General features: G+C 56.0%; 28 protein-coding genes. 12 read left to right on the forward strand and 16 right to left on the reverse strand.

Annotated elements, in window-relative coordinates:
• Positions 1-10 precede the first annotated feature (10 nt).
• The 6 genes from LDN84_RS17615 to LDN84_RS17640 are packed head-to-tail and all read left to right on the forward strand — an operon-like array spanning position 11 to position 4,679.
• On the forward strand, positions 11-763 hold the full coding sequence (locus LDN84_RS17615; RefSeq protein ID WP_223904727.1) for an SDR family NAD(P)-dependent oxidoreductase: 753 nt from the start codon (positions 11-13) through the stop codon (positions 761-763).
• Positions 760-1,674 (forward strand): DMT family transporter, encoded by a 915-nt coding sequence (locus tag LDN84_RS17620; RefSeq protein ID WP_223904728.1) that lies wholly within the window; start codon positions 760-762, stop codon positions 1,672-1,674. Before LDN84_RS17615 ends, LDN84_RS17620 begins: the two co-directional genes overlap by 4 nt.
• Positions 1,671-2,444 (forward strand): creatininase, encoded by a 774-nt coding sequence (locus LDN84_RS17625; RefSeq protein WP_223904729.1) that lies wholly within the window; start codon positions 1,671-1,673, stop codon positions 2,442-2,444. Before LDN84_RS17620 ends, LDN84_RS17625 begins: the two co-directional genes overlap by 4 nt.
• Before the next feature lie 5 nt (positions 2,445-2,449).
• Positions 2,450-3,124 (forward strand): cysteine hydrolase family protein, encoded by a 675-nt coding sequence (locus tag LDN84_RS17630; RefSeq protein WP_223904730.1) that lies wholly within the window; start codon positions 2,450-2,452, stop codon positions 3,122-3,124.
• Positions 3,125-3,138: 14 nt separating this feature from the next.
• The gene (locus tag LDN84_RS17635; RefSeq protein WP_223904731.1) at positions 3,139-3,927 is read left to right on the forward strand and encodes an N-acyl homoserine lactonase family protein; all 789 of its coding nucleotides are present in this window, start codon (positions 3,139-3,141) and stop codon (positions 3,925-3,927) included.
• Positions 3,924-4,679, forward strand: a complete 756-nt coding sequence (locus LDN84_RS17640; RefSeq protein ID WP_223904732.1) for a hypothetical protein — start codon at positions 3,924-3,926, stop codon at positions 4,677-4,679. The genes LDN84_RS17635 and LDN84_RS17640 overlap by 4 nt, the downstream gene beginning before the upstream one ends.
• Before the next feature lie 86 nt (positions 4,680-4,765).
• Here the strand turns inward: LDN84_RS17640 and LDN84_RS17645 are convergent, their stop codons facing one another.
• Genes LDN84_RS17645 through LDN84_RS17655 form a run of 3 tightly spaced genes read right to left on the reverse strand, consistent with a single transcriptional unit; the run spans position 4,766 to position 6,620 of the window.
• Positions 4,766-5,365 (reverse strand): hypothetical protein, encoded by a 600-nt coding sequence (locus LDN84_RS17645; protein ID WP_223904733.1) that lies wholly within the window; start codon positions 5,363-5,365, stop codon positions 4,766-4,768.
• 14 nt (positions 5,366-5,379) lie between these two features.
• Entirely contained in the window at positions 5,380-5,706 is a 327-nt protein-coding gene (locus tag LDN84_RS17650; RefSeq protein WP_223904734.1) for a chaperone modulator CbpM, read from the reverse strand.
• 20 nt (positions 5,707-5,726) lie between these two features.
• A complete protein-coding gene (locus LDN84_RS17655; protein ID WP_223904735.1) occupies positions 5,727-6,620 on the reverse strand; it encodes a DnaJ C-terminal domain-containing protein in 894 nt (297 codons plus the stop codon).
• A 322-nt stretch (positions 6,621-6,942) separates the two neighbouring features.
• Here LDN84_RS17655 and LDN84_RS17660 point away from each other — a divergent pair, with 322 nt between their 5' ends.
• The 3 genes from LDN84_RS17660 to LDN84_RS17670 all read left to right on the forward strand — a co-directional run bounded on the left by LDN84_RS17660 (position 6,943) and on the right by LDN84_RS17670 (position 10,151).
• Positions 6,943-7,773: a bacteriohemerythrin gene (locus LDN84_RS17660; protein ID WP_223904736.1), complete on the forward strand. Its 831-nt coding sequence runs from the start codon at positions 6,943-6,945 to the stop codon at positions 7,771-7,773.
• Between the two features lie 362 nt (positions 7,774-8,135).
• Entirely contained in the window at positions 8,136-9,077 is a 942-nt protein-coding gene (gene rpoH, locus LDN84_RS17665) for an RNA polymerase sigma factor RpoH (protein WP_223904737.1), read from the forward strand.
• Positions 9,078-9,143: 66 nt separating this feature from the next.
• Positions 9,144-10,151 (forward strand): Bug family tripartite tricarboxylate transporter substrate binding protein, encoded by a 1,008-nt coding sequence (locus LDN84_RS17670; RefSeq protein WP_223904738.1) that lies wholly within the window; start codon positions 9,144-9,146, stop codon positions 10,149-10,151.
• A gap of 60 nt (positions 10,152-10,211) precedes the next feature.
• On the opposite strand, the gene LDN84_RS17675 is transcribed toward LDN84_RS17670, so the two are convergent.
• The 6 genes from LDN84_RS17675 to LDN84_RS17700 form a co-directional block, all read right to left on the reverse strand.
• Positions 10,212-10,559, reverse strand: a complete 348-nt coding sequence (locus LDN84_RS17675) for an HPF/RaiA family ribosome-associated protein (protein ID WP_223904739.1) — start codon at positions 10,557-10,559, stop codon at positions 10,212-10,214.
• A 101-nt stretch (positions 10,560-10,660) separates the two neighbouring features.
• Positions 10,661-11,269 carry an SCO family protein gene (locus LDN84_RS17680; protein WP_223904740.1) on the reverse strand — a complete coding sequence of 203 codons (609 nt, stop codon included), beginning with the start codon at positions 11,267-11,269 and terminating at the stop codon, positions 10,661-10,663.
• A 41-nt stretch (positions 11,270-11,310) separates the two neighbouring features.
• Positions 11,311-12,207 (reverse strand): heme o synthase, encoded by an 897-nt coding sequence (gene cyoE / locus LDN84_RS17685; RefSeq protein ID WP_255610394.1) that lies wholly within the window; start codon positions 12,205-12,207, stop codon positions 11,311-11,313.
• Positions 12,204-13,403, reverse strand: coding sequence for a COX15/CtaA family protein (locus LDN84_RS17690; protein ID WP_223913103.1), 1,200 nt, complete (start codon positions 13,401-13,403; stop codon positions 12,204-12,206). The genes cyoE and LDN84_RS17690 overlap by 4 nt, the downstream gene beginning before the upstream one ends.
• Positions 13,404-13,428: 25 nt before the next feature.
• Positions 13,429-14,103 carry a redox-active disulfide-containing membrane protein gene (locus LDN84_RS17695; protein ID WP_223904741.1) on the reverse strand — a complete coding sequence of 225 codons (675 nt, stop codon included), beginning with the start codon at positions 14,101-14,103 and terminating at the stop codon, positions 13,429-13,431.
• On the reverse strand, positions 14,100-14,810 hold the full coding sequence (locus tag LDN84_RS17700) for an SURF1 family protein (protein ID WP_223904742.1): 711 nt from the start codon (positions 14,808-14,810) through the stop codon (positions 14,100-14,102). Before LDN84_RS17700 ends, LDN84_RS17695 begins: the two co-directional genes overlap by 4 nt.
• Here LDN84_RS17700 and LDN84_RS17705 point away from each other — a divergent pair.
• Positions 14,799-15,077: a DUF2909 domain-containing protein gene (locus LDN84_RS17705; protein WP_223904743.1), complete on the forward strand. Its 279-nt coding sequence runs from the start codon at positions 14,799-14,801 to the stop codon at positions 15,075-15,077. The genes LDN84_RS17700 and LDN84_RS17705 overlap by 12 nt on opposite strands.
• A 93-nt stretch (positions 15,078-15,170) precedes the next feature.
• Here the strand turns inward: LDN84_RS17705 and LDN84_RS17710 are convergent, their stop codons facing one another.
• The 7 genes from LDN84_RS17710 to LDN84_RS17740 form a co-directional block, all read right to left on the reverse strand.
• On the reverse strand, positions 15,171-16,034 hold the full coding sequence (locus tag LDN84_RS17710) for a cytochrome c oxidase subunit 3 (RefSeq protein ID WP_223904744.1): 864 nt from the start codon (positions 16,032-16,034) through the stop codon (positions 15,171-15,173).
• An 18-nt stretch (positions 16,035-16,052) separates the two neighbouring features.
• On the reverse strand, positions 16,053-16,625 hold the full coding sequence (locus tag LDN84_RS17715; protein WP_223904745.1) for a cytochrome c oxidase assembly protein: 573 nt from the start codon (positions 16,623-16,625) through the stop codon (positions 16,053-16,055).
• Positions 16,604-16,750, reverse strand: a complete 147-nt coding sequence (locus LDN84_RS17720) for a hypothetical protein (RefSeq protein WP_223904746.1) — start codon at positions 16,748-16,750, stop codon at positions 16,604-16,606. The genes LDN84_RS17715 and LDN84_RS17720 overlap by 22 nt, the downstream gene beginning before the upstream one ends.
• Positions 16,751-16,767: 17 nt before the next feature.
• Positions 16,768-18,372 (reverse strand): cytochrome c oxidase subunit I, encoded by a 1,605-nt coding sequence (locus tag LDN84_RS17725; RefSeq protein ID WP_223904747.1) that lies wholly within the window; start codon positions 18,370-18,372, stop codon positions 16,768-16,770.
• 40 nt (positions 18,373-18,412) lie between these two features.
• Positions 18,413-19,261, reverse strand: a complete 849-nt coding sequence (coxB, locus tag LDN84_RS17730) for a cytochrome c oxidase subunit II (RefSeq protein WP_223904748.1) — start codon at positions 19,259-19,261, stop codon at positions 18,413-18,415.
• Positions 19,262-19,409: 148 nt separating this feature from the next.
• Positions 19,410-19,637 (reverse strand): cytochrome c oxidase subunit II transmembrane domain-containing protein, encoded by a 228-nt coding sequence (locus LDN84_RS17735; RefSeq protein ID WP_223904749.1) that lies wholly within the window; start codon positions 19,635-19,637, stop codon positions 19,410-19,412.
• Positions 19,634-20,536, reverse strand: coding sequence for a class I SAM-dependent methyltransferase (locus tag LDN84_RS17740; RefSeq protein ID WP_223904750.1), 903 nt, complete (start codon positions 20,534-20,536; stop codon positions 19,634-19,636). Before LDN84_RS17740 ends, LDN84_RS17735 begins: the two co-directional genes overlap by 4 nt.
• A 33-nt stretch (positions 20,537-20,569) precedes the next feature.
• Here LDN84_RS17740 and LDN84_RS17745 point away from each other — a divergent pair, with 33 nt between their 5' ends.
• Entirely contained in the window at positions 20,570-21,265 is a 696-nt protein-coding gene (locus LDN84_RS17745; protein WP_223904751.1) for a ComF family protein, read from the forward strand.
• Between the two features lie 22 nt (positions 21,266-21,287).
• Complete coding sequence (gene trmL / locus LDN84_RS17750; RefSeq protein ID WP_223904752.1) at positions 21,288-21,776, forward strand: tRNA (uridine(34)/cytosine(34)/5-carboxymethylaminomethyluridine(34)-2'-O)-methyltransferase TrmL; 489 nt, start codon at positions 21,288-21,290, stop codon at positions 21,774-21,776.
• The last annotated feature ends 9 nt before the right edge of the window (positions 21,777-21,785 follow it).

Raw genomic sequence — 21,785 nt, forward strand, 5'->3', positions numbered from 1 at the left:
GATGACCGCCATGAACCTGTCTTTGACCGGGCGCACCGCCCTGGTGAGTGGTGCCTGCACGGGTATTGGCCGCGCCATGGCGGTGGCCTTTGCCCAGGCTGGGGCCAAGGTGGTCATCAACCACTTGGGGCAAGCCACCTTGGCACACACACTGCAAGAAGAACTCAGGCAGCTGGGTCATGAAACCTGGGCGTTTGAGGCCGATGTGAGTTCATCCGCAGATGTACAACACATGGCTGCACAGGTGCTGCAGACTTGCGGCCCGCTGGACGTGTTGGTCAACAACGCGGGCATCCTCCGGGAAAAACCGTTTCTGCAAACCTCGGAGGCCGATTGGAACCACATGCTGGCAACCGATCTGACATCGGTGTTTCTGATGTGCAAAGCTTTTCTGCCCGCCATGGTGGCACGCCAGCAGGGAGTCATCATCAACATCGCGTCAGATCTCGGCATTTTGGGGCGGGGACAATTTGCACCGTACTGTGCGGCCAAGGCTGGCGTGATTGGCCTGACACGTTCACTGGCGCGTGAGTTTGCGCCGCAGATTCGCGTCAACGCCATCGCACCGGGGCCGGTGGCTACCACCATGGTGTCCCTCGAGGCCATGAGCCAGACCGCCATCGACAAGGAGCTGGAGATTCCCCAGCACCGTATTGCCGAGCCCCAAGAGATTGCCGCCACCGCGCTGTTTCTGGCCTCTGACTTGTCGCGCTTTTATTGCGGCCAGGTGCTTGGGCCCAATGGTGGTTCGGTGATGCCATGAGCTGCAAGCCTGGTCACACCACGGCGCTGCCCTTGGTGGTGCTGCTGTTTTCATCGTCGCTGTGGGGCTTGTCCTGGTGGCCGTTGAAGCAGTTTGTCAACGTGGGCCTGGCCGGGCCGGTGTTGTCGATGCTGGTCTACGGCCCGGTGGGCTTGGTGTTGGCGTTTTACCTGTGGCGCGAGCGTGCTGCCTGGCGGCCACAAGCCGGGCTGGTGCTGGCCCTGGCGCTGGTGGGCGGCTGGGCCAACACCTCGTTTGTCAATGCATTGATGGCTGGCGACGTGGTGCGGGTGATGTTTTTGTTTTACCTCTCGCCGGTCTGGTCGGTGCTGGGTGGCTGGCTGTTCTTGGGGGAGCAGGTGGGCCCACGCCGCAAACTGGCGGTGGGTGTGGCGCTGGCCGGGCTTTGGCTGGTGCTGGGCGGTGCACGGGCTTTTGTCACCCCATTGAGCGTGGCCGACGTGCTGGCGCTGACCGCCGGGCTGGCGTTTGCGGGTAACAACGTGATTGCGCGGGCTGGCCAGGCGATTCCGATTCGCTCCAAAACCGCCGCCGTGTTTCTGGGCTGCGGCGTACTCTCGGGCCTGTGGGTGCTGGGCCTGGGCACACCCGTGCCAGCGGTGTCGCTGCCCGTCTCCCTGGCCGTTTTGGCCTACGGCTTTGGCTGGATGCTGCTGGCCACTGCCACCTGGCAATTTGGCGTGACCCACATGGAAAGTGGCCGCGCCGGCGTGGTGATGCTGGCCGAGCTGCTGGTAGCGGTGCTCAGCGCCACCTGGTGGGGTGGCGAGCACTTGTCTACCCTGGAATGGATCGGCGGCGCGCTGATTGGCTGCGCCGCGCTGATCGAGGCCACCGACACCGGCATAGAGCCAACCCCTGTCAACGTTTTGAAGAAGGAAACCCCATGAGCACCGTCTGGATGAATCAACTCTCGTGGCTGGATTACCAGCGCCGCATCACCACAGATCAGCCGCCGGTGCTGCTGCCGGTGGGTGCGCTGGAGCAGCACGGGCCGCATTTGCCGCTGGGCACCGATGGCCTGCTGTCGGCCTCGGTGGCGGCAGATACCGCAGCGCGGGTTGGCGGCCTGGTGGCCCCGACGCTGTCCTACGGCTACAAGTCCCAACCCAAGTGTGGCGGCGGTCAGCACTTTTGCGGCACCACCAGTGTCGATGCGGCCACGCTGATTGGCTCGGTGCGGGATGCGGTGCGCGAGTTTGCCCGCCATGGGGTCACGCAGCTGGTGGTGGTCAACGGCCATTACGAGAACCAGTGGTTTCTGATCGAAGGCATTGACCTGGGCCTGCGTGATGCCGGCCCGCAGACCCAGCTTGAAGTCATGCGACTGGAGTACTGGGACTTCATGACCTCAGCCACGCTGGCCGATGTGTTCCCAGAAGGTTTCCCCGGCTTTGCGCTGGAACATGCTGCCGTGCTGGAAACCTCCATGATGCTGCATTACCACCCGTCCCTGGTGCGGCTCGATTTGATCCCCGACGATGGCCCGGCCGACTTTCCGCCCTATGACATGTACCCCACGCGCACCGACTGGGTGCCGCCCTCTGGCGTGCTGTCATCTGCCAAAGGCTCCAGCGCTGAGAAAGGGCGCTTGCTGGCACAGGAAGTCGCGGCACGGATGGCGCAGGCGATTCAAAGCGGGTTTCGCCCGGCAAAGTGACAACGATGCAGTCCACAACCACCCTCAATGCGGACACCACGGCACTGATCGTCATTGACATGCAGCGCGATTTCTGCAGCCCACACGGCTATGCGGCACGTGCCGGGCTGGATGTCGCGCGACTGGCGCAACCCATCACCCAGATTCGTCGACTGCTGGCGGCGGCGCGCAAGGCGGGTTGGCGGGTGGTGCACACACGTGAAGGGCACCTTCCAGACCTGTCGGATTGCCCACCAGAAAAGATGCGCCGCAGCGTGCAGGCCGGGGCACCCATCGGCAGCATCGGCCCGATGGGTCGCTTGCTGGTGCGGGGTGAAAGAGGCCATGACTTCATTGAAGAACTGCGTCCGCTGACTGGTGAGGTGGTGATTGACAAGCCGGGTTATGGAGCCTTTTATCTGACGGATCTTGAACGTGTTTTGCAAGATCAGCCTACCCACCAGCTGATCCTGTGCGGTGTCACCACCGAGGTGTGTGTGCACTCCACCTTGCGCGAGGCGGTAGACCGTGGCTATGCTTGTATCACCGTCGCGGATGCCACCGCCGCCAGCGACCCCGCATTGCAAGCACCGGCGCTGGCCATGATCGGCGTTGAAGGCGGCATTTTGGGCCGCGTATTAACAACAGATCAATTACTCGCGGCTATGCTGGACGTACCTACGCTAAGACACACCGTATGACACAAGTGAAAAAAATGTGGCCTCTGCTCACCGCCACCCACCGCTATGACAAATCCATTTCCACTCTGAACCGGGGCCGTGGGCAGCAGATTGAAGCGCCCATCCTGGCCTACCTGATTGAAACCGCCAACGGCCGCATCCTGTATGACGTGGGCTGTGACCACGCCAAGATTCATGACCCGGTGGCCCGCACCCGCTACTACAGCCCGCAGGTGTTTGACTTTGGTGCGCCCGAGATGCAGGAAGAGCAGCGCATTCCGAATCACCTGGCGCGCCTGGGGCTGACGGCCGCCGATGTGGATGTGATCTTCATCGGCCACCTGCACTTTGACCACGCCGGTGGGTTAAAAGAGCTGCGTCGCTGCGGCTGCGGGGCTGAAATCCATGTGCAAAATGATGAAGTGACCGCCGCCCGCAGTGGTGCCGACCCCGCCGTGTTTGCCGACGACCTGCTCGACGATGCTGGTGCTCCGTTGCCGTTTTGCCTGCAACACGGCGAATACAGCGTGTTGCCCGGCGTGCAGGCGGTGTTGACACCGGGACACACCCTGGGCCATATGTCGATGCTGATCGAGTTGCCCAAAGGCCCTCCCGTGCTGCTGGCCGGTGATGCCGCCGACCTGCAGGAAAACCTGGACGACGAAATTGCCCCCGGCACCCTGTGGCAAGGGCGTGAAGCCCAGGCGCTGGCCAGCATCCGCAAGCTCAAGGTGCTGGCGCGTGACACTGGAGCGGTGGTCTGGCCCAACCACGACATGGCGTTTTACCGCCGCCTGCCGCCGTTTCCGGGGGCCTGTGAATGAACCCGGTACCCGACCACTACCGCGGTGTCTGGGTGCGCAAGCTGCTCGAAACCCCCGACAAACGCGATACCAGCACCGCGGTGCACTGGCTACAAACCAGCCTGTGGCATGCCGACTTGCGTGTGCCCGCCCCTGCACCGGGCGCCGCTGCGCCACTTGGGCTGGCCAGCCAGCAAGGTTTTTGTGGCGTGACCGAGGTGGTGCAAACACCGCAAGGCGAAGTCTGCACCTGGCAGCGCCGCCTGGACTTTCAGCCACCACGCGCAGAGGTGGATGCCGGGCTGATGGTGTTCGAGGCACCAGACCGCGTGATCGAAACCGGCCTCCATGCCCCCTATCTGGAGGTATGGGAGCGCCTGCCAGGCTCCACCGGGCGCTTCATCACGCTAGCCGGGCTGGATGCGGCAGGCTATGACACGCAAGAGCGTTTTCTGGTGGCCGGGCGCTACGCCATGCAGGTGCGACCACGCCGCAGCCCCTGGCCGCCCGGCACACCCGCCGGGCAAAGCCTGGCCGAGGTATTGACCCGGCATCCAGAGCAGACCGCAGCGCTGCTGGACTTTGAAATCTCGTTTGGCACGCTGGAAGATGACCTTTGGCACATTGAGCAATCCACCCTGCCCATGCTGCGCGGTGTTCACACCGCTTTGACCCTGCGCCAACTCGGGGCCACACAAGCCCACATTGACCAACCCGCAGATGCAAGGCATTGGCAGATTCTGGAGTGGCATTACGCGGATCACCATCCATAATTCATTGGCAAAAAAATTCCGCCATTTGCTACATTAATTATAGCTATTGACGCTTATTTAATAAGCGCTACAGGTCATTTTGTGGATTATTTATGAGGCGGCGGAACGTCGCCCAGCTTGACGCGAAACTGCTCCAGTCTGGCGGCATAGTCCTTGGCCTCGCCATAAGCCAGAAACCTGGCGTAGCGTGAATGGGCACCGAGCATCTTGCGGGCGTGTTTGATGGGACAAAAATACTCCTCAGTGCGGCCCACAATCTCTGTCACATACGCCAAAAGACCATTGCCATAGGCGCAATAGGTGCAGTGGAACTTTTCAATGAAGTTGAGGTAGACCAAATGCTGGCGGTCAAACACGATGTAGTCCGCTCGGCGCACCTTGGTAATGCCGTATACCGGGAAACAGGTCGCCTGGTACAAGCTCACACACAGATCAAGCAGCAGCAACGGCACAATCATGCTGTAGATGATGGGGCCGGTGATCAGGTTCTGTGGCCGGTAGGTCACCAGCCAGCGAAAGAAATTGGTTTTGAACTGACGTTGCGCCTGCCGCACGGTAGCTTCAAACTCGACGCGTTTACCCTTGATCTGAAACAGGGCATTGGCCTCCTGTGTCTGAACCTCTTGTCGCAAGTCGTCCTCAAGTGCACTGATCTGGTCAAGCAGATGGCGGATTTTGTCATTCATGTTTCAGCGTTGCGCTAGGCAAAATGTGTTGAGACCTGTGCCTGCAGTGATTGCACCTGGTGTTCCAGCACTTCAATACGCTTGAGGTTCTCCAACAAAATGGCCACGGTAAACAGATCCAGATCAAAGTCCACGCGCAATTTGCATGCCTTGCGCAAGGGCATCACCCATTGGGCACTGAAAGCCAACTCCTGCCCCTGACCAGCAAGCGGTACCAGGGCGTTGTAAGCCATCAACTCATCCAGTTCCTCGGTGCTGATACCACAACACTCCACCAATTCGCTCAAAGTGATGACGGCACTGGCATCCAGACTGAACGCTTCAATTTGCTCTTGTGACATGGGAGTCCTCCTTTGGGTAGCTACGCCCGCGGCTTGTAAGTGGATACACGAGCCATTTCCTGAAAAAGCTCCTGCTCACGCACTGACAAGGTGGGCGGGATATCAATACGGACAATGGCGTAAAGGTCGCTGTGGCCTGCAGACAGGCCCCTGCCACGCAAGCGCAACTTGCGGCCGGTGCGGGTGCCCGGCGGCACGGTCAGCAGTACCGGGCCTTCTAACGTGGGCACTTCAATGTCGCCGCCAAGCGCAGCTTCCCACGGGGCCAGCACCAAGTCAAAATACAGCTCGTGATGATCCGGGCGAAACACTGCATGCGCAGCCAGGTTGATGTGCAGGTAAATGTCACCATCGGGCCCACCGTTGCGGCCCTTGCCGCCTTTGCCACGCAGGCGCAGCTTCTGATCCTGGCAAGCCCCCGGCGGTATGGTGACTTGCAGCGTGCGTTCACCCCCCGCATCGGCCAGATTCAGGCTCACGGTGCAACCCCGCTTGGCATCTTCCAGCGAGATGGTGACAGCACTCTCGTAATCATGCCCTTTCATGGGTACCGCATGGGATGACCGGCCTTTGGCCCCATGGCCCATGGCAGCCAGTAAATCGGCCAGATCCATCTCTTCAAAAGACCCGTCACCGGGAGTAAAGCCTTGTCCAAAGTCCTGCTGCCATTGGGGTGGTGGCCGGAATTCAGCACCGCTGGGGGGATGGCCCAGCTCGTCATAGGCGGCACGCTTAGCCGTGTCTTTGAGAGTGGCATAAGCTTCAGCGGCCTCCTTGAAACGCTCCTCGGCATCCGGTGCCTTGGACACATCCGGGTGATAGCTGTGTGCCAGCTTGCGATAAGCCTTTTTGATCTGATCCAGATCGGCATTGCGCGGCACACCCAAAATCGCATAGTAGTCTTTGTATTTCATGGTGTGGATGGTTGGTAGGAAGCGTGCACCTATGTTTTGCTTTTTTGCCAGCAAAGTCAAGGCATTAGATCAATACTCTGATGCGCGGTCATTCCATTTCCCAGTCCGTGGCATCCGGGTGCAAAACCGCAGGCAGTGCCAACGCACACATTGCCTAAGTTTTAAGCAGCGCCCGCAAACCCAAGGCTGGTGCTGGATGCCAGAGTTGTTCTATCAGTTGTCCACAGGGCTACCCACGGTGTGCGGGGATAAAAAATTCAGCTACGATCATCAAACTGCCATCTTTCCTGATACATCGCCAGTTTGATTGGAGTGCCACATCATGACTAACTTGCTCAACGTGACAAATATCTCACGTGATGAGAAAACCAGACAAATGGGCGAGGTTGTGTACCGGATTGAAGGGCGTATTTTGCGCACCCATCTGATTGGCCCGTTCAACAATGAAATTGTGGCCGCCATCCCCCTCGACATCCGTGACTTGCTGGTAAAGCTGATCCAGCAAGGCAAATGGGGGCAAATTATTATCTTCGAGCGTAATGCTTATGCCACGCCAGCGGCGCTTGCAGAACTCACCAACCACCTGAAGGCAAGATACCAGAACGCGGCAAGCAAGCCGGTGACGGCACTGGTATTTGAACCTCCGGTGATTCATGCCCAGACGATGGCCCAAGAGTATTTCAAATGTTATGACAACGCTGGTGTGGAATGCAGCATTTTTGAAGATTATTCAACAGCACAGTATTGGGTCAAATCCAAAATCCGGCAGATTTCTGAAGTTATCCAATGGAGTGACCGTTACAAGATTGGAGATGTATTCATCGATGAACAGCATGAAGAGCTTTTTCTCCGGGCGGGTGATGTGATTTCAGCAACGAGTCGTGCGGGTCAGACTTTGAGTGCCATGAGGTTAAACCAGTACATGCGCTCACATTTTTCGCACGAGGAAGGCCTCATGTACCGACTTGGTTATCCCGACATCGACCAACACATCCAACAACACGACTTCTTGACAACCAAACTCAAGGTATTTTTAAGAAACATCTCCAACGACAACTTGAACAAGGCTGAATTGGAGGACTTCATTGCCCATTGGTTTCTTGACCATATTGGACTGGAAGACAAAAAATTGGCGGCTTACCTTAAGTCCTAGGCACTGCGGGTGCCGTGCAAACGCGGTCATGCGTTTTCAGCGTCTGTAATGCCTGTAGCTGTCGAACTGCATCATGCCCTGAACTGAAGGGGGTTCAGAATCTATCAGTTGCACGGCACTTGCCGCCATTCTTGCCTCCCTGGTTCTGACTCACCGTGAAACACTGACCGCTTATGCCCACGGTCAAGTCGTACTCTTTGACAAGAGAACCGGGCATACACGATGGTTTGAAGTGCATTCAAAACGTCTTGAACCTCAACCCGCAGCATGAAGCAACACCCATAGGCCAGATTGAACTTTTCAATTAGCACTCACTCACAGAGAGTGCTAACATACAAATATCAAGTAATAGGAGGTCTGGTATGACTGCACACACTGGCATTTCTGGCACGGCCCTCACCATGGCCAACCCATGGTCGATGGTGCCAGCACTTGGACATCTTGAAGCCTATATTGCAGCGGTGAACCGCATGCCCATGCTCACGCTGGAAGAAGAGCAGATTGCTGCGCGCAAACTTCGCCAGGACAACGACCTAGAGGCGGCTGGCCGCTTGGTGTTGTCACACCTGCGCCTGGTGGTATCGGTGTCACGACAATATTTGGGCTACGGCCTGCCTCATGGCGACCTGATCCAGGAAGGCAACGTGGGTCTGATGAAGGCCGTCAAACGCTTTGACCCCGATCAAGGTGTGCGGCTGGTCAGCTACGCCATGCACTGGATCAAGGCCGAAATTCACGAATATGTGCTCAAAAACTGGCGGATGGTCAAAATGGCCACCACCAAGGCACAGCGCAAACTGTTTTTTAACCTGCGCTCCATGAAACAACGCTACCGCAGTGAAGACTCTGCCGCTGATCTGGACACTTACCGCGACACGCTTAATGAAAGCCAGATTGATGCCATGGCCGCCGAGCTGAACGTCAAGCGCGAGGAAGTCATTGAAATGGAAGCCCGCCTGTCGGGCGGCGATGTGATGCTGGACCCCAGCTCCGCTGACGATAACGAAGATGCTTTTGGCCCGATCGCCTACCTGACCGATGCCGCCCATGAGCCCACCGCCATGCTGGAAGCCCACCACCGCGATGTCTTGGCCAGCGATGGCATTGCCCAGGCACTGAGTACGCTGGATGCACGCAGCCGCCACATTGTGGAAGAGCGCTGGCTGAAGGTGAACGACGACAACTCAGGTGGCATGACGCTGCACGACCTGGCCGCCGTTTATGGCGTGAGTGCGGAGCGTATTCGCCAGATTGAAGTGGCCGCCATGAAAAAGATGAAAAAGGCATTGGTTGAATTTGCCTGACCACTTGGCAAAACGCCACAATGCCCCTGCAAGCTCCGGCTTCAGGGGCATTTTTTTGGAGATCTAATGCGTCGTCAATGGTTTAAATTTACTCTACTTTTAATAGCTACCAGCGCTTTATCTACAAGCATTACAGCCCAGGACTTGGGGGTTCGCCAAAAAACCTTAAATATCTCAAGCTGGCCCAACAAACCCCTGCGGATTGTGGTCGGGTTTCCGGGTGGCTCATCACCTGACCTGACGGCGCGCACGCTGGCCGAGCCTTTATCCAAGGCGCTGGGGCAGCCGGTGATTGTGGAAAACAAAGTCGGTGCAGGTGGCAACATTGCCGCCGACCTGGTGGCCAAGGCCAGCGACAACCACACCATTGGGTTGATGATCAACGGCAACATGACCACCGCCAAGTTGCTCAACCCCAAGCTGACTTATGACCCCTTGAAAGATTTGCAACCGGTGAGTTTGGTGGGTGTGTCCCCGCTGGTGTTGATGGCTCCCAAGCATGCACCAGGCAACACGGCCCAGGCTTTTTTGGCAGCGGCCCAGAAAGCCGGTGACAGCTGGAGCTACGGCTCACCCGGCGTGGGCACCATAGGCCACATTGGCATGGAATTGTTCAAGAACAAAACCGGCATTCAAGCCGTGCATGTGCCCTACCCCGGCTATGCCCAGGTAGCCCATGCCATGGTGGGTGGGCAATTGCAGTTGTCGATGTTGCCACCCGCCCTGGCCATGGCCCAGGTCAAAGGGGACAAACTGCGCGCCATAGGGGTGACTTCCAGCGGTCGCAGCCCCTTGGCCCCCGAGCTGCCCAGTATGTCTGAGGTGGGGGTCGCCAACTTCAATCTGGAAATCTGGAATGCGGTGTCTGCGCCCAAGTCAATGCCGACAGCCATGGTGAACAAGCTCGCCGTTTTGGTGAGTGAGATTACCCGCTCACCTGAGATTCGACAAAAGCTGTTGGCGCAAGGTTGGCAGGTGGTGGGATCGTCCCCCGAAGGGCTGACCAACCGGATTCAGTCAGACACCGCGCTATTTGGCAGCATCATCCAAACGCTGGGTGTTTCCAGTCAGTAATCGCACCCACAAAAATGGCCGCAGGGTTTCCCCATGCGGCCATTTTGAATAAGCTTATTTTTACTCTTGTGCAGCGCGAATGGTGTCGCGGCCATGGATGTCTTTGACACGACCCAGATCGTTGTCCAGCGCCCGCGCCAATTTGTCAACTGCCGAGATAAAAGCCGCAGCCAATTTGTCAGCATCCGCAGTCACGGTCACAGGCTGACGGCTAACAACACGGGCTTCCAGGCGACAACGTTTGTCACTGACACCTGATTTGGAGCTGTCCAGATCGGTCAGGAAAACTTCCAGGCGTGTCACGTTTTCATTAAAGCGGGCCAAACGAGTACCAGCTTCGTCTTGAATCCATTGCGCCAAAGATTCGCCGCCTTGGATATGGTCATCGGTATGGACTTGAATTTGCATGATGTTTTTCTTTGTAAATTTCGGCTGTCAAGCCGAGGGAGTGAATGAAACAGGCTAACTTTACCTCATGACTGCAGCCTCCATGTGCTGCAAAAAATGGCTTAAGGGGATGGCAACAATTGCTTGATATCCGCCACCGTCAACTCAGGCTTGGTGCCGTAGCGGGTAAACAGACGTAATTTGCCGGTGGTGTCATACACATAGCTGCCCGCTGTGTGGTCGATGGTATAGCTGGTGGGGGTGGGACCATCCACCTTTTTGTAATACACCTTGTAGTCTTTGGCCAAGGCCGCCGTTTTCTCAGGCGTGGTGTAGAGCGCCAAAAAGGAAGGGTCGAAGTTTTCCATGTAGGCCTTGAGCATTTCGGGCTTGTCACGCTCGGGGTCAACAGAGACAAACAAGGCCTGCAACCGGTCACCATCTTGACCCAGCAGCTTTTTAATTTCGGTCATCTCGGCCATGGAGGTCGGGCAGACATCAGGGCACTGGGTGTAACCAAAGAACATCATGACGATCTTGCCCTGAAAATCTTTGAGGGTACGTTGCTGACCGTTGTGGTCGGTCAAAGCAAAGTCTTTGGCGTAATCAGCACCAGTGATGTCAATGGCGGTGAATTTGGGAGCGTTTGGAGAGCATGCAACAAATAGACCTGTAGCACCCGTCAAAATTACGTAAGCAACTATCTTTTTAAGAGCATTTCGTTTATTCATAACTGCATCATAAGTCCAAACAATCAACAGGAAGCCCCGCTTTACAGGTAATGATCCACCAGCAAAGCTGCAAATAGCAGACTCAAATGAATCAGCGAAAAGCGAAAGGTCTTGCGCGCCAGCGCATCAGAGTAATCGCGCCACAAGTTGAAAGCATAAAAAATAAAGCCCACATTCAGCAGCACAGCCGCCGCCAGGTAAAGCCAGGAGCTCATGCCATAAATAAAAGGCAGCAAACAGGCAGCCAGCAAAATGAAGGTGTAGAGCAACACCATCAACCGGGTGAATTCATTGCCATGGGTGACCGGCAGCATGGGAAGTCCCGACTTTCGGTAGTCTTCAACCCGATACATCGCCAAGGCCCAGAAGTGCGGCGGTGTCCACAAAAAAATGATCAAAAACAAAATCAGGGCTTCAGGCCCTACATGACCCGCCATGGCGGCCCAGCCCAGCACGGGGGGCATGGCTCCAGAGGCCCCACCAATCACGATGTTTTGCGGAGTCAGGGGCTTCAGGATCACGGTGTAGATCACCGCATACCCGATGAAAGTGGCAAACGTGAGCCACATGGTGAGCGGGTTGACAACAAAGTACAGCAGCGCCGAGCCCAGGGCACACAAGGTGGCGGAGAACAGCAGGGTTTGCCGGTCGCCCAACTGCCCTTTGGCGGTGGGCCGCCAAGAGGTGCGCTTCATCTTGGCATCAATGCTTTTCTCAATGATGCAATTAAAAGCCGCTGCCGCCCCCGCCACCAGCCAGATACCCAGGCAAGCCATGGTGGCCACGCCCACTTCATGCCAGGACGGCACACCCGGCACCGCCAGCACCATGCCAATCAAGGCGCAAAACACAATCAGCTGGATCACGCGCGGCTTGGTCAACGCGTAATATTGCGCAAAAACGGACATCACAGCCACGGGGTGGGCAACAGTACTCAAGCCAGATTTCCTCTTTCAGTGGATGACAAAGGTGCCGCCGGTCTGACAGGCGCGACCATTGACGCAGCTTGTTTGCAAGCCAGCATCCAGACAAACGTCAACACCAGTGCAGCCGCCCCCCCGGTGTGCAGTAAGGCCGCCACCAGCGGCCATTGCAGCACCACATTGCTTAAACCTGTTGCCAATTGCAGGCCAACCAGTGCCGCCAGCACCCGACTGTGCGCACGCCAAAGAGGATGACGGTTGAGCTGCCACGCCAGCAAAGCCAATATCGTCAAAACCAGGTAGGCCATCAAACGGTGCACGTAATGGATTGCCGTCAGTGCGGCAAAGCTGATGGGGACACCTGAGCCGGTAACACCCAAATGTCGCCACAGCTCAAAACCTTGGGTAAAGTTCATCTCAGGCCACCAGTGGTTTTGACATTGCGGGAAATCACCGCACGCCAGCACGGCGTAATTGGTGCTGACCCAGCCGCCCAACAAAATCTGCAGCACCAGCAACCCCAAGGCGAACCCCGTCCACCGACCCAGTGCAGAGGGCATGGGCAAGCGCGCCGCCTGGTTGCTGCCACGTACTACCTGCACACCCAACAAAGCCAGCAAGATCAAGGCACCCGCCAAGTGCAGGGTGACAATGGCCGGAAACAGCTTCATGGTCACGGTCAGCGCCCCAAAAGCGCCCTGCAAACACACCCAAACCAGGCTGGCCGTAGCCCACCAAGGACATACCTCATGCCCAGCTGAGAGACCTACGATGTTGGTGGTTTCACGCCTGCGGGCACGCCAGTGGACCCAGCTCAGGAGAGTCATGACCAAAATCAGGGCTCCGACACCCGTCGCCAGGTAACGGTGCAACATTTCAATCCAGGCTTTGGCCTGGGTCACCGGGCCGGTGGGCATGGCGGCCTGCGCATAGGTAATGGCATGGTTGGCTCCCCACGGAGACGTGCTGCCATAACAACCGGGCCAGTCCGGGCAACCCAAGCCAGAATCGGTGAGACGGGTGAAGGCCCCAAACAGGATCAGATCAAAGGTTAGGAACAGCGTCAAAATCCGCAAAGCCTGCAAGCGTTGTACAGGAGCTTGCTGACGGTTGCGTCCATACACCCAGACCAGCGGGCCCAGAGCCAAGGCCACCCCAACGGTCAACAGGCTGACCAGAGGTGTCAAATCGTAAAGCGCTTGCGTATCCATGGACTTGCGTGTCAGAACAACAGTCTCAACGCCCAGGGGCATCCCAAGCCAACGAAGCGCGCAGCAAATGCTCCATATCGCGCTTGGCTTTGGCCGCAGCAGCACTATCCAGCCGCGAGGGGAAACGCATCATGGTATTGCCCATCGGGTCAACCACGTAGATATAGTCTTGCTGCAGATGCCCCGTGGGTGTAGGTAACCAATCGGTGAGCACCTGGGGGGCAACCCGCAACACGGTGGCGTGATCATGTTTCAAAAGTTCCGCTAATTTTGCGTCTACCGGAGCCTGGTCATGGATGAGCCAGAGCCAGTCCACCCGCTCCATGTCCTTGGCCAGCATCAGCCGAAATTGCCGCAGCACGATCAGCTGTTTTTGACAATCCTGCACACAGGCACCCCCATCCACCTTGATCAACAGCCACTGTGCTTTCAGCGAGGCTAAAGGCTTCGGCTGACCATCCAGATCGGTAGCCATCACATCAGCCACCGGGCGAACCGGTGTAATCAACTCACCAAACGATGCTTCACCCTGCGGGCGAACCACATAAAACACAAAATAGGCTACCAGCACAGGCAAAGAGCAGGCCAGCAAAATGGCCAGTAATTTCATGCGGCCAGACAACACCGAACCAGCTGCCGCACCCGGAGTTGGCAACGAATGCACAGCCAAACTCAACATCTCATCGGACGACTGGCTCATACGGATTCACCCTTGCGAAAACTGGCAAACAGATAAAACAAAAACAAGGCCCCCGCCATACCAAACCACTGAAAGGCGTAGCCACGGTGTTTGCCCACGCGGTCTTCCGGTGGTGGCCAGTGACGAACCAGTGTGTCTGGCGCATCACCACCCGTTTGCTGCAACACCACCGGTTGCAAGGGATGACCGAGCAAGCTTTGAAAACGCGACATATCCAGTTTTTCCCATAACTTGGCAGAGGCTTCGGGATGATCGGGCATCAAAAAAAACTTCTTTGTTGAAGGTACAACGGCCAAGCCCGTTACCTGAATCCTTCCGGCAGGTGTCGCCACGACCGGCATCACCGAACGACCCAGCGTCCAGCCGACCCAACCGCGATTGATCAAAATGCGCGTTTCACTGCCTTCAATTTTCAAAGGTGTGATGACATGCACCCCAGGTTGACCATTTTCCTGGCGGTTGTCCAGAAAAATTTGGTGTTCTGCTTCGTAGGTACCGACAACTGTGAACGGCGCATCTTGTGCGGCTTGGGCATCCAGCAACTGCCCGGTAACCACGGTCGGCCCCAACTGACTGCGCTCGGCGCGTTGGGCCAGTTCATGCGCCAGCCGCTCACCTTTGCCATGCTGCCACGCACCAAGATAGATAAGTATGATCAAACCCAGCAACATCGCCAAGGTAGGAATGAACCGGAATTGAAAACGCATGTTGCAGATGAGCTTGGTGTAAAAAAGCATAATGCAATCTCCCACTCAGGAAAGATGGCCATGCTGGCGAAAATTTTAATTCTGTCGACCTTGGCACTGATCTTGGTAAGCCTGTTCAGTGCTCTGGCCATGCTGTTCAAAAATGACGATCCAGACAAACGCAAGCGGGTTGTACAAGCATTGACCATTCGCATCAGCTTGTCTATCGGCTTGTTTATAGCCCTCATCGCAAGCTTTTATTTGGGCTTGATTCCAGGTCGGGGGTAATTCCACCAAAACCAGAAAGCCACTGACTCAGCAGTGGCTTTCCAGAGCACGGATCCAGTTGAATGGTGATGGCCATCTGCCATCACAAGCTCATCAGAGAATATAGACAAACACAAACAGGATCAGCCACACCACGTCCACAAAGTGCCAGTACCAGGCGACCGCTTCAAAAGCAAAGTGGTTGTGCTCAGAAAAGTGCCCCTTCATGCCACGTCCCAACATGACGATCAGCATGATGGTTCCCAGCGTCACGTGCAAGCCGTGAAAACCGGTCAAAATGTAAAAGGTGGCACCGTACACACCCGCCCCGAGGGTCAAACCCATCTCGCTATAGGCGTGGGCATATTCAAAAATCTGAAAACCCATAAAAGTCATGCCGAGTGCCACGGTCATGGCCAAACCCAAGGTTAATTGGCTTTGCTTGCCCTTGATCAATCCCCAATGCGCCCAGGTCAAGGTGGCACCTGAGGTCAAGAGCAACATGGTGTTAATGGCAGGAATACCCCAGGCGTGCATCGGCATGAAGGCATCCCCCAACGGACCTGCATTGGGCCAAACGCTGGAGAATTTGCCATAAGGCGACAGGGACTCTTCAAACCCGGCCATTTCAGGCAAGGCAATTCGGCGGATGTAATACAGGGCACCAAAAAAACAGGCAAAAAACATCACTTCAGAAAAGATGAACCAGACCATACCGATACGGTACGAGCGGTCTTCCCACAAACTGTACACACCACGCACGTTCTCGCTGATGATTTCGCCGAACCAACCCACAATCACATACAGGATCAGTGCCGCACCAATCAACATGCTCCAGATGCCCGGCGGCGTGCCGTTGATTCTGAAAACGAAGCCCAGCGCCAACATAAAAATACCCACCGACAAAAAGGTGGAGTAGTGGCTGGCCGCTGGCACAAAGTAGTGGCCGCGCACAGCGGGTTGGGTTGCGTGTGTCATTCTTTTTTCCTTGTCAAATCAGCTTTTTGCCTTGATGGCTTCAAAAAATGTGTACGAAAGTGTCACGGTGCCAAAATCCCGATCCAGCTTCGGGTTCACCACAAACACCACCGGCATGGTGCGTGTTTCACCCGGAGCAAAACTTTGCTGGCCGAAGCAAAAACATTGCAGTTTTTCAAAGTATTGCGCCGCCACCGCGGGCGTGATACTGGGTATGGCCTGCCCCACGAACACCTTGTCGGTGGTGTTGGTGATGGTGTAGTTCATGTGCGAAATTTCGCCCGGATGCACCCGAATCGAGAATTGCTCCGGCTTGAAAGTCAACCCCACACCTGGCATGGAATGGCTTAAAAACTCGACCTTGACCGAGCGCGTCATATCAATCTGGGTGTTTTTGTCTACCGCCACCGCTACCGCATTGGTTTTACCGTTCAAGCCGGTCAGCTCACAGATCACGTCATACAGCGGCACCATGGCAAAGCCAAAACCAACAAAAAACAAGGCCACCAAACCCAGCTTAAGCCCCATACGCACATTGGTGCGCTGGCGCTCAGCCTTGGAAACGCCCATCAGAACGGGCGATATTTCCATATGGAGCCCAAAAATATCGCCAATACGATCACCCCAAAGAGATAACCCAAGCGTTTGTTTCCACGTTTGCGCTTTTCCCACTCGCTCGCATCCAAGCGGTTTTGTTGAATCTCAGACATTTTCATGGGTGCTCCCAGCCTTGTTATTTGATGACTGGTGGAGTTTCAAAGGTATGGTAGGGTGCAGGTGAAGGCACGGTCCACTCCAGCCCCTCTGCACCATCCCAGGCTTTATCAGCGGCTTTCTCACCCTCTTTGATCGTTTTGTAAATGTTGTAGACAAAGATCAAGTGCGCCGAGCCCAAAATAAAGGCCCCCATACTGGAGATCATGTTCCACTCTGCAAACATCACTGGATAGTCAGGAATACGACGCGGCATACCCGCCAAGCCGACAAAGAACTGCGGAATGAAGGTCAGATTAAAGCCAACGATGGTGACCCAGAAATGCCATTTACCGAGGGTTTCGTTGAGCATATGCCCGGTCCACTTGGGCAGCCAGTAATACACCGCCGCCATCGCTCCCATCACTGCCGTGGGATAGAAGGCATAGTGGAAATGCGCCACCATGAAATACGCGTTGTGGTACTGCGGATCAGCCGCTGCGTCAGACAAGGCCAAGCCCGTCACGCCACCCCAGCCAAATAACACCAGCGAGCCCAGTGCAAACAGCATGGGGGTCTCAAAACTCATGGAGCCCTGCCAAATCGTGGCGATCCAACAGAAAAACAGCACCGCCAAAGGGAACGAGATGGCCATGGTGATGTACATGAAGTAAATCTGGCTACCCAGCGACATACCGCTGGTGAACATATGGTGTGCCCATACAACCAAACCCAGGCCGGCAATCGCCCAGAACGAATAAACCTGCGCCTTGTAGCCGTAGATCGGCTTGCGGGCAAAAGCAGAGAACACATGAGGCAGCGCACCGGCAATGGGCAACAACAACACATATACCTCAGGGTGACCCATGAACCAGAAGATGTGTTGCCACAACACCGGGTCGCCACCACCAGCTGCATTGAAGAAGTGGGTATCAAAGTGGCGATCCATCAGCACCATCGTCACACCACCAGCAAACACCGGCATGATGGTAATCAGGAGCACTGCGGTCATCAGGAAACCATGCGCAAACAGCGGCATTTTCATGATGGTCATTCCAGGTGCACGCATGTTCAAGATGGTCACAATGACGTTGATGGAGCCCAAAATGGACGACACACCCAGCATGTGAATGGCGAAAATCGCAAAGTCCATCCCCCAACCACTTTGAATCGACAGGGGTGCATACATCGTCCAGCCGGTGTCAACTGCACCTGGGCCAACGCCCATGATGCCCAAAAAGAAGGGTAAGGTGAGCATGATGGCTGCTGGCGGCAAAATCCAGAAACCCCAGTTATTCAGTCTGGGCAAAGCCATGTCAGGTGCACCAATCATCATGGGCAACATGTAATTGGCCAAACCTGTCGCTGCAGGCATGGCAAAACCAAACACCATGATCAAACCGTGCAAGGTAATCAACTGATTAAACAGCTCTGGCTGAACAAACTGCAGACCTGGCTGAAATAGCTCAAGCCGCACCGTCAAAATCATGGCCCCACCAATAAACAGCATGGCAAAACCAAAAATCAGGTACATGATCCCGATATCTTTGTGATTGGTGGTTTCCAACCAACGAACCCAACCGCCTTTGTAATGCGCGTCGTGGGAATCACCTACCGGCAAGCCGTGCGACATATCGTGTGCCATGGACAACTCCTTCTACTGAATTTTTAAATGGGTACGCGCTTTACTGCGCTTTGGCGACAACCGTTGTCGCCACGGGCTCTGCTGCAGCCACGGATGCAGCAGACTTTTGACTGGCCAGCCACTTGGCAAACTCTTCCTGGCTCACAACCTTGACGACCACCGGCATAAAACCATGCTCTTTGCCACACAGCTCGGAACACTGCCCACGGTAGGTACCGGTTTTCTCAACCGTGGCCCAGAACTCACGCAAAAACCCTGGCACGGCATCACGTTTGACACCAAACGCAGGCACCCACCAGCTGTGAATCACGTCGTTGGAGGTGGTGATAAAACGGATTTTTTTACCCACCGGAAGTACCAGCGGGTTATCCACTTCAAGCAAATAATGCTCGCCCTTGGCCGCACCACTATCGATCTGATCACGAGGAGTCGCCAAACGGCTGGTGTAGCTAACACCTTCTGCCGGAAACTCGTATTGCCACAACCATTGACTGCCCGTGACCTTGACCACCAATTCAGCATCGGTCTTGGTGTCTTCGTACATGATCACCGCATGCAGGGCCGGAATACCAAACACCACATAGTCAATAAAAAACAACAAGGCAAATGGCGACAGCACCCACAACCATTGTTTCCGACTCACCGGACCAGTGAAAGTACCCGCTTTGTAGCCAGCATCCTTACGGTGTGTACGGAATGAGTAAATCAACAAACCGAGCACCAAAAAGAACAGGATCAAAATCACCACCATCACCAGGTTGTGCATGTGCAGCGTTTCACGCGCAATGGGGGTCACGGGCTCCGGAAAATTAAACGCATAACCGGCAAAAGCAGCCACAGAGCACAAAGCCAGCAAAACGCCTAAACCACACCTGTACAAGCTACGCATAAATCGCTGTCCTTTGACTGAAATCGATCAACTTTTGATCAATCATTTGATATTTATCAAACAATTGTAGAAGATGATCCCCTAGAGGCAGCCAAAAAAATACAAGGGGAAACCCGATACCCACCGATTCGAGGCGCTCTGCTCGGGCTTAAGGTGTCCAAAAAATCCGTGCCGTGGGCCACACCAGCAACAAAACAATCACACAGGGTGTCACCGTCCATGCAATTTCTACCGCCAGTGAGCTGTGAAAATTGACCCGCTCGGGAGAACCCCCACGGTGGTGTTTCCAAGAAGCCCAGAGCAAGGCCGCAAAAGATACCCCGAATATCATCAGGCACACCACCATGAGCCCCCATCTGAAGCCAAATTCAGTCATGTTTGCTCCTTCTGCGCGCCATGCCCACCCGTCGTTTTGCCACGCTGCAAGGCGGCACGCATGTCTTGTAATGAAATTTCACTTTGTGCCCTGACCGTAAGGCGGGATGCCGGTTTGAACGCATGCCCATAAAGCACCTCAAACGTCAATTGCAAAGGCATCTTGGACAGCGCTGAGAGCAATTGTGCATGCCAGTGTCGTCCACGCAAGGCAGGGAAACGGGCCACGTTTAAATTGCGCCCCAAACCGCGCAACTCCTGCAACAAACGTTGCGGAGTCTCAAACGTCAGGGTAATACGCTCCATATCCATCACCGGCTCGGCAAAACCTGCTGCCACAAGCTGATCACCCCAATCGTGCATATCGGTAAATTCATGGCTGGGCGCTGGCCAACCCAGCATCTGGTAGAGCCTATGCAGCTCCTTGAGCGAATCCGGCCCCAGACAAGAAAACATCAAGAAGCCATTCACCTGCAAGGCACTGTGCCAGTGGGCCATCAGTGCTTGCGGATCAGCCACCATGTGCAGATGCATGTTGGCCCACAGCATCTGCACGGGCTGCACAACCTTGCTGACCACCAGCGTTTGCGGCTGCAGCCAGCGCTGCGGTGTCCACCAAGGCACCCGCAAAACTTGCTGAACATCACTCACGCGTTGTGAGGTTTCCAGCACGGTGCAAGCTGCTTGGGGATAACGCTGCCTCAACAGACCATGTGCTTGTATACCACCCTTGAGTGGAGCCCAATGCAGCCAGCTGTCAGGCTGTTGTTTGATCAAGTCCAGGCGCTCTTGCATGCGCTGCGCCACCTCCTCATGCAGCCAGGGGGACTCTGGCAGGGACATACCCTGCCAACGCAAGGCAGCATGAGGGTCAAGGGTCGGGGGGAAATGGTCAGCCATGATGCAATTTTTTGCTGCGAGTATATTGACGACATGCTGACCAAGTTGTTCACAGGGCTGATTCACACGCTTCCCAGCCAGTGCCGGGTGTGCCATAGCTGGCCGGCACATCCAGTTTGTGAAGACTGTGTGGGCCAGTTTGCCCAACCGCACCAGCGCTGCATCACCTGCGCCCTGCCCTTGCCAAGCGGTATGCTGCGTTGCGGAGCCTGCCTGAAAGACCCGCCACCACTGGATCTGTGTCTGACGGGTGTCGCCTACGCTTACCCGTGGTCAAGCCTGATTGCCGACTTCAAATTTCACGCCCAAAGTGGCTTGGTTCACAGTTTGTCCACCCTGTTGAAGGCCAGCCCCTGGGTCGAACCGGCCTTGGATGCCGCCCATCTGCTGCTGCCCATGCCTTTGTCGACATCACGTTTGGCTGAGCGCGGCTACAACCAGGCCCTGCTGCTGGCACGTGCCCTCAACGCCAGAAAAACACGCGCAGATATCTTGCTGCGCATGCAAGACACGCCCGCCCAACACACACTCAAGCGCACCCAGCGCTTACATGTGCTTGACCATGCTTTTGCAGTCGACCCGCTGCTGGCACACCACCTCAAAGGGGCCTGCGTGGTGCTGGTGGACGATGTGATGACCACAGGTGCATCCCTGCATGCGGCTGCCCGGGTCTTGCGCAAGGCCGGGGCCCACCACATCACAGGTTTGGTCTTTGCGCGAACCGAGTAAAGACGTGGGCGACAATTCAACCATGTTTCATATTGTTTTGGTCGAACCTGAAATCCCCCCCAACACTGGCAATGTCATCCGCCTGGCGGCCAACACCGGCTGTAGTCTGCACCTGGTTGAGCCCTTGGGCTTTTCCATGGACGACAAACACATGCGCCGAGCCGGGCTGGATTACCACGAATACGCCAGCGTGACACACCACACCAGCTGGCAAGCCTTTCTGGATGCCCAGCAACCGGCACCACAACACCTGTTTGCCATGACCACTCGCGCCAGTCAAAGCGTCTTTGACACTCGCTTTACGCCAAACGACTATCTGGTATTTGGTTCGGAAACCAAGGGTTTGAGCGAGGTGGTGCGGCAATCTTTCGCGCCCGGACAGGCGATCAGGCTGCCAATGGTGGCGGGCCAACGTAGCCTGAATTTATCCAATGCAGTGGCCGTAACGGTCTTTGAAGCCTGGCGACAAAATGACTTCATCCATTTTGACCAATCCACAAAAAATTCATAAAATCATGCT

Source organism: Rhodoferax lithotrophicus (genome assembly GCF_019973615.1).
Classification (GTDB): Bacteria; Pseudomonadota; Gammaproteobacteria; order Burkholderiales; family Burkholderiaceae_C; genus Rhodoferax; species Rhodoferax lithotrophicus.

Excerpts from the sequence above, each read along its gene's own strand:
- LDN84_RS17635 (WP_223904731.1), top strand. The coding sequence starts at position 3,139 with ATGTGGCCTCTGCTCACCGCCACCCACCGCTATGACAAATCCATTTCC.
- LDN84_RS17715 (WP_223904745.1), bottom strand. The coding sequence starts at position 16,625 with ATGGAAATATCGCCCGTTCTGATGGGCGTTTCCAAGGCTGAGCGCCAG.
- LDN84_RS17630 (WP_223904730.1), top strand. The coding sequence starts at position 2,450 with ATGCAGTCCACAACCACCCTCAATGCGGACACCACGGCACTGATCGTC.
- LDN84_RS17615 (WP_223904727.1), top strand. The coding sequence starts at position 11 with ATGAACCTGTCTTTGACCGGGCGCACCGCCCTGGTGAGTGGTGCCTGC.
- LDN84_RS17735 (WP_223904749.1), bottom strand. The coding sequence starts at position 19,637 with ATGACTGAATTTGGCTTCAGATGGGGGCTCATGGTGGTGTGCCTGATG.
- LDN84_RS17690 (WP_223913103.1), bottom strand. The coding sequence starts at position 13,403 with ATGGATACGCAAGCGCTTTACGATTTGACACCTCTGGTCAGCCTGTTG.
- trmL (WP_223904752.1), top strand. The coding sequence starts at position 21,288 with ATGTTTCATATTGTTTTGGTCGAACCTGAAATCCCCCCCAACACTGGC.
- LDN84_RS17725 (WP_223904747.1), bottom strand. The coding sequence starts at position 18,372 with ATGGCACACGATATGTCGCACGGCTTGCCGGTAGGTGATTCCCACGAC.
- LDN84_RS17680 (WP_223904740.1), bottom strand. The coding sequence starts at position 11,269 with ATGAATAAACGAAATGCTCTTAAAAAGATAGTTGCTTACGTAATTTTG.
- LDN84_RS17645 (WP_223904733.1), bottom strand. The coding sequence starts at position 5,365 with ATGAATGACAAAATCCGCCATCTGCTTGACCAGATCAGTGCACTTGAG.
- rpoH (WP_223904737.1), top strand. The coding sequence starts at position 8,136 with ATGACTGCACACACTGGCATTTCTGGCACGGCCCTCACCATGGCCAAC.
- LDN84_RS17625 (WP_223904729.1), top strand. The coding sequence starts at position 1,671 with ATGAGCACCGTCTGGATGAATCAACTCTCGTGGCTGGATTACCAGCGC.
- coxB (WP_223904748.1), bottom strand. The coding sequence starts at position 19,261 with ATGCGTAGCTTGTACAGGTGTGGTTTAGGCGTTTTGCTGGCTTTGTGC.
- LDN84_RS17720 (WP_223904746.1), bottom strand. The coding sequence starts at position 16,750 with ATGAAAATGTCTGAGATTCAACAAAACCGCTTGGATGCGAGCGAGTGG.
- LDN84_RS17655 (WP_223904735.1), bottom strand. The coding sequence starts at position 6,620 with ATGAAATACAAAGACTACTATGCGATTTTGGGTGTGCCGCGCAATGCC.
- LDN84_RS17650 (WP_223904734.1), bottom strand. The coding sequence starts at position 5,706 with ATGTCACAAGAGCAAATTGAAGCGTTCAGTCTGGATGCCAGTGCCGTC.
- LDN84_RS17745 (WP_223904751.1), top strand. The coding sequence starts at position 20,570 with ATGCTGACCAAGTTGTTCACAGGGCTGATTCACACGCTTCCCAGCCAG.
- LDN84_RS17695 (WP_223904741.1), bottom strand. The coding sequence starts at position 14,103 with ATGAGCCAGTCGTCCGATGAGATGTTGAGTTTGGCTGTGCATTCGTTG.
- LDN84_RS17710 (WP_223904744.1), bottom strand. The coding sequence starts at position 16,034 with ATGACACACGCAACCCAACCCGCTGTGCGCGGCCACTACTTTGTGCCA.
- LDN84_RS17675 (WP_223904739.1), bottom strand. The coding sequence starts at position 10,559 with ATGCAAATTCAAGTCCATACCGATGACCATATCCAAGGCGGCGAATCT.
- LDN84_RS17660 (WP_223904736.1), top strand. The coding sequence starts at position 6,943 with ATGACTAACTTGCTCAACGTGACAAATATCTCACGTGATGAGAAAACC.
- LDN84_RS17620 (WP_223904728.1), top strand. The coding sequence starts at position 760 with ATGAGCTGCAAGCCTGGTCACACCACGGCGCTGCCCTTGGTGGTGCTG.
- LDN84_RS17670 (WP_223904738.1), top strand. The coding sequence starts at position 9,144 with ATGCGTCGTCAATGGTTTAAATTTACTCTACTTTTAATAGCTACCAGC.
- LDN84_RS17640 (WP_223904732.1), top strand. The coding sequence starts at position 3,924 with ATGAACCCGGTACCCGACCACTACCGCGGTGTCTGGGTGCGCAAGCTG.
- LDN84_RS17740 (WP_223904750.1), bottom strand. The coding sequence starts at position 20,536 with ATGGCTGACCATTTCCCCCCGACCCTTGACCCTCATGCTGCCTTGCGT.
- LDN84_RS17700 (WP_223904742.1), bottom strand. The coding sequence starts at position 14,810 with ATGCGTTTTCAATTCCGGTTCATTCCTACCTTGGCGATGTTGCTGGGT.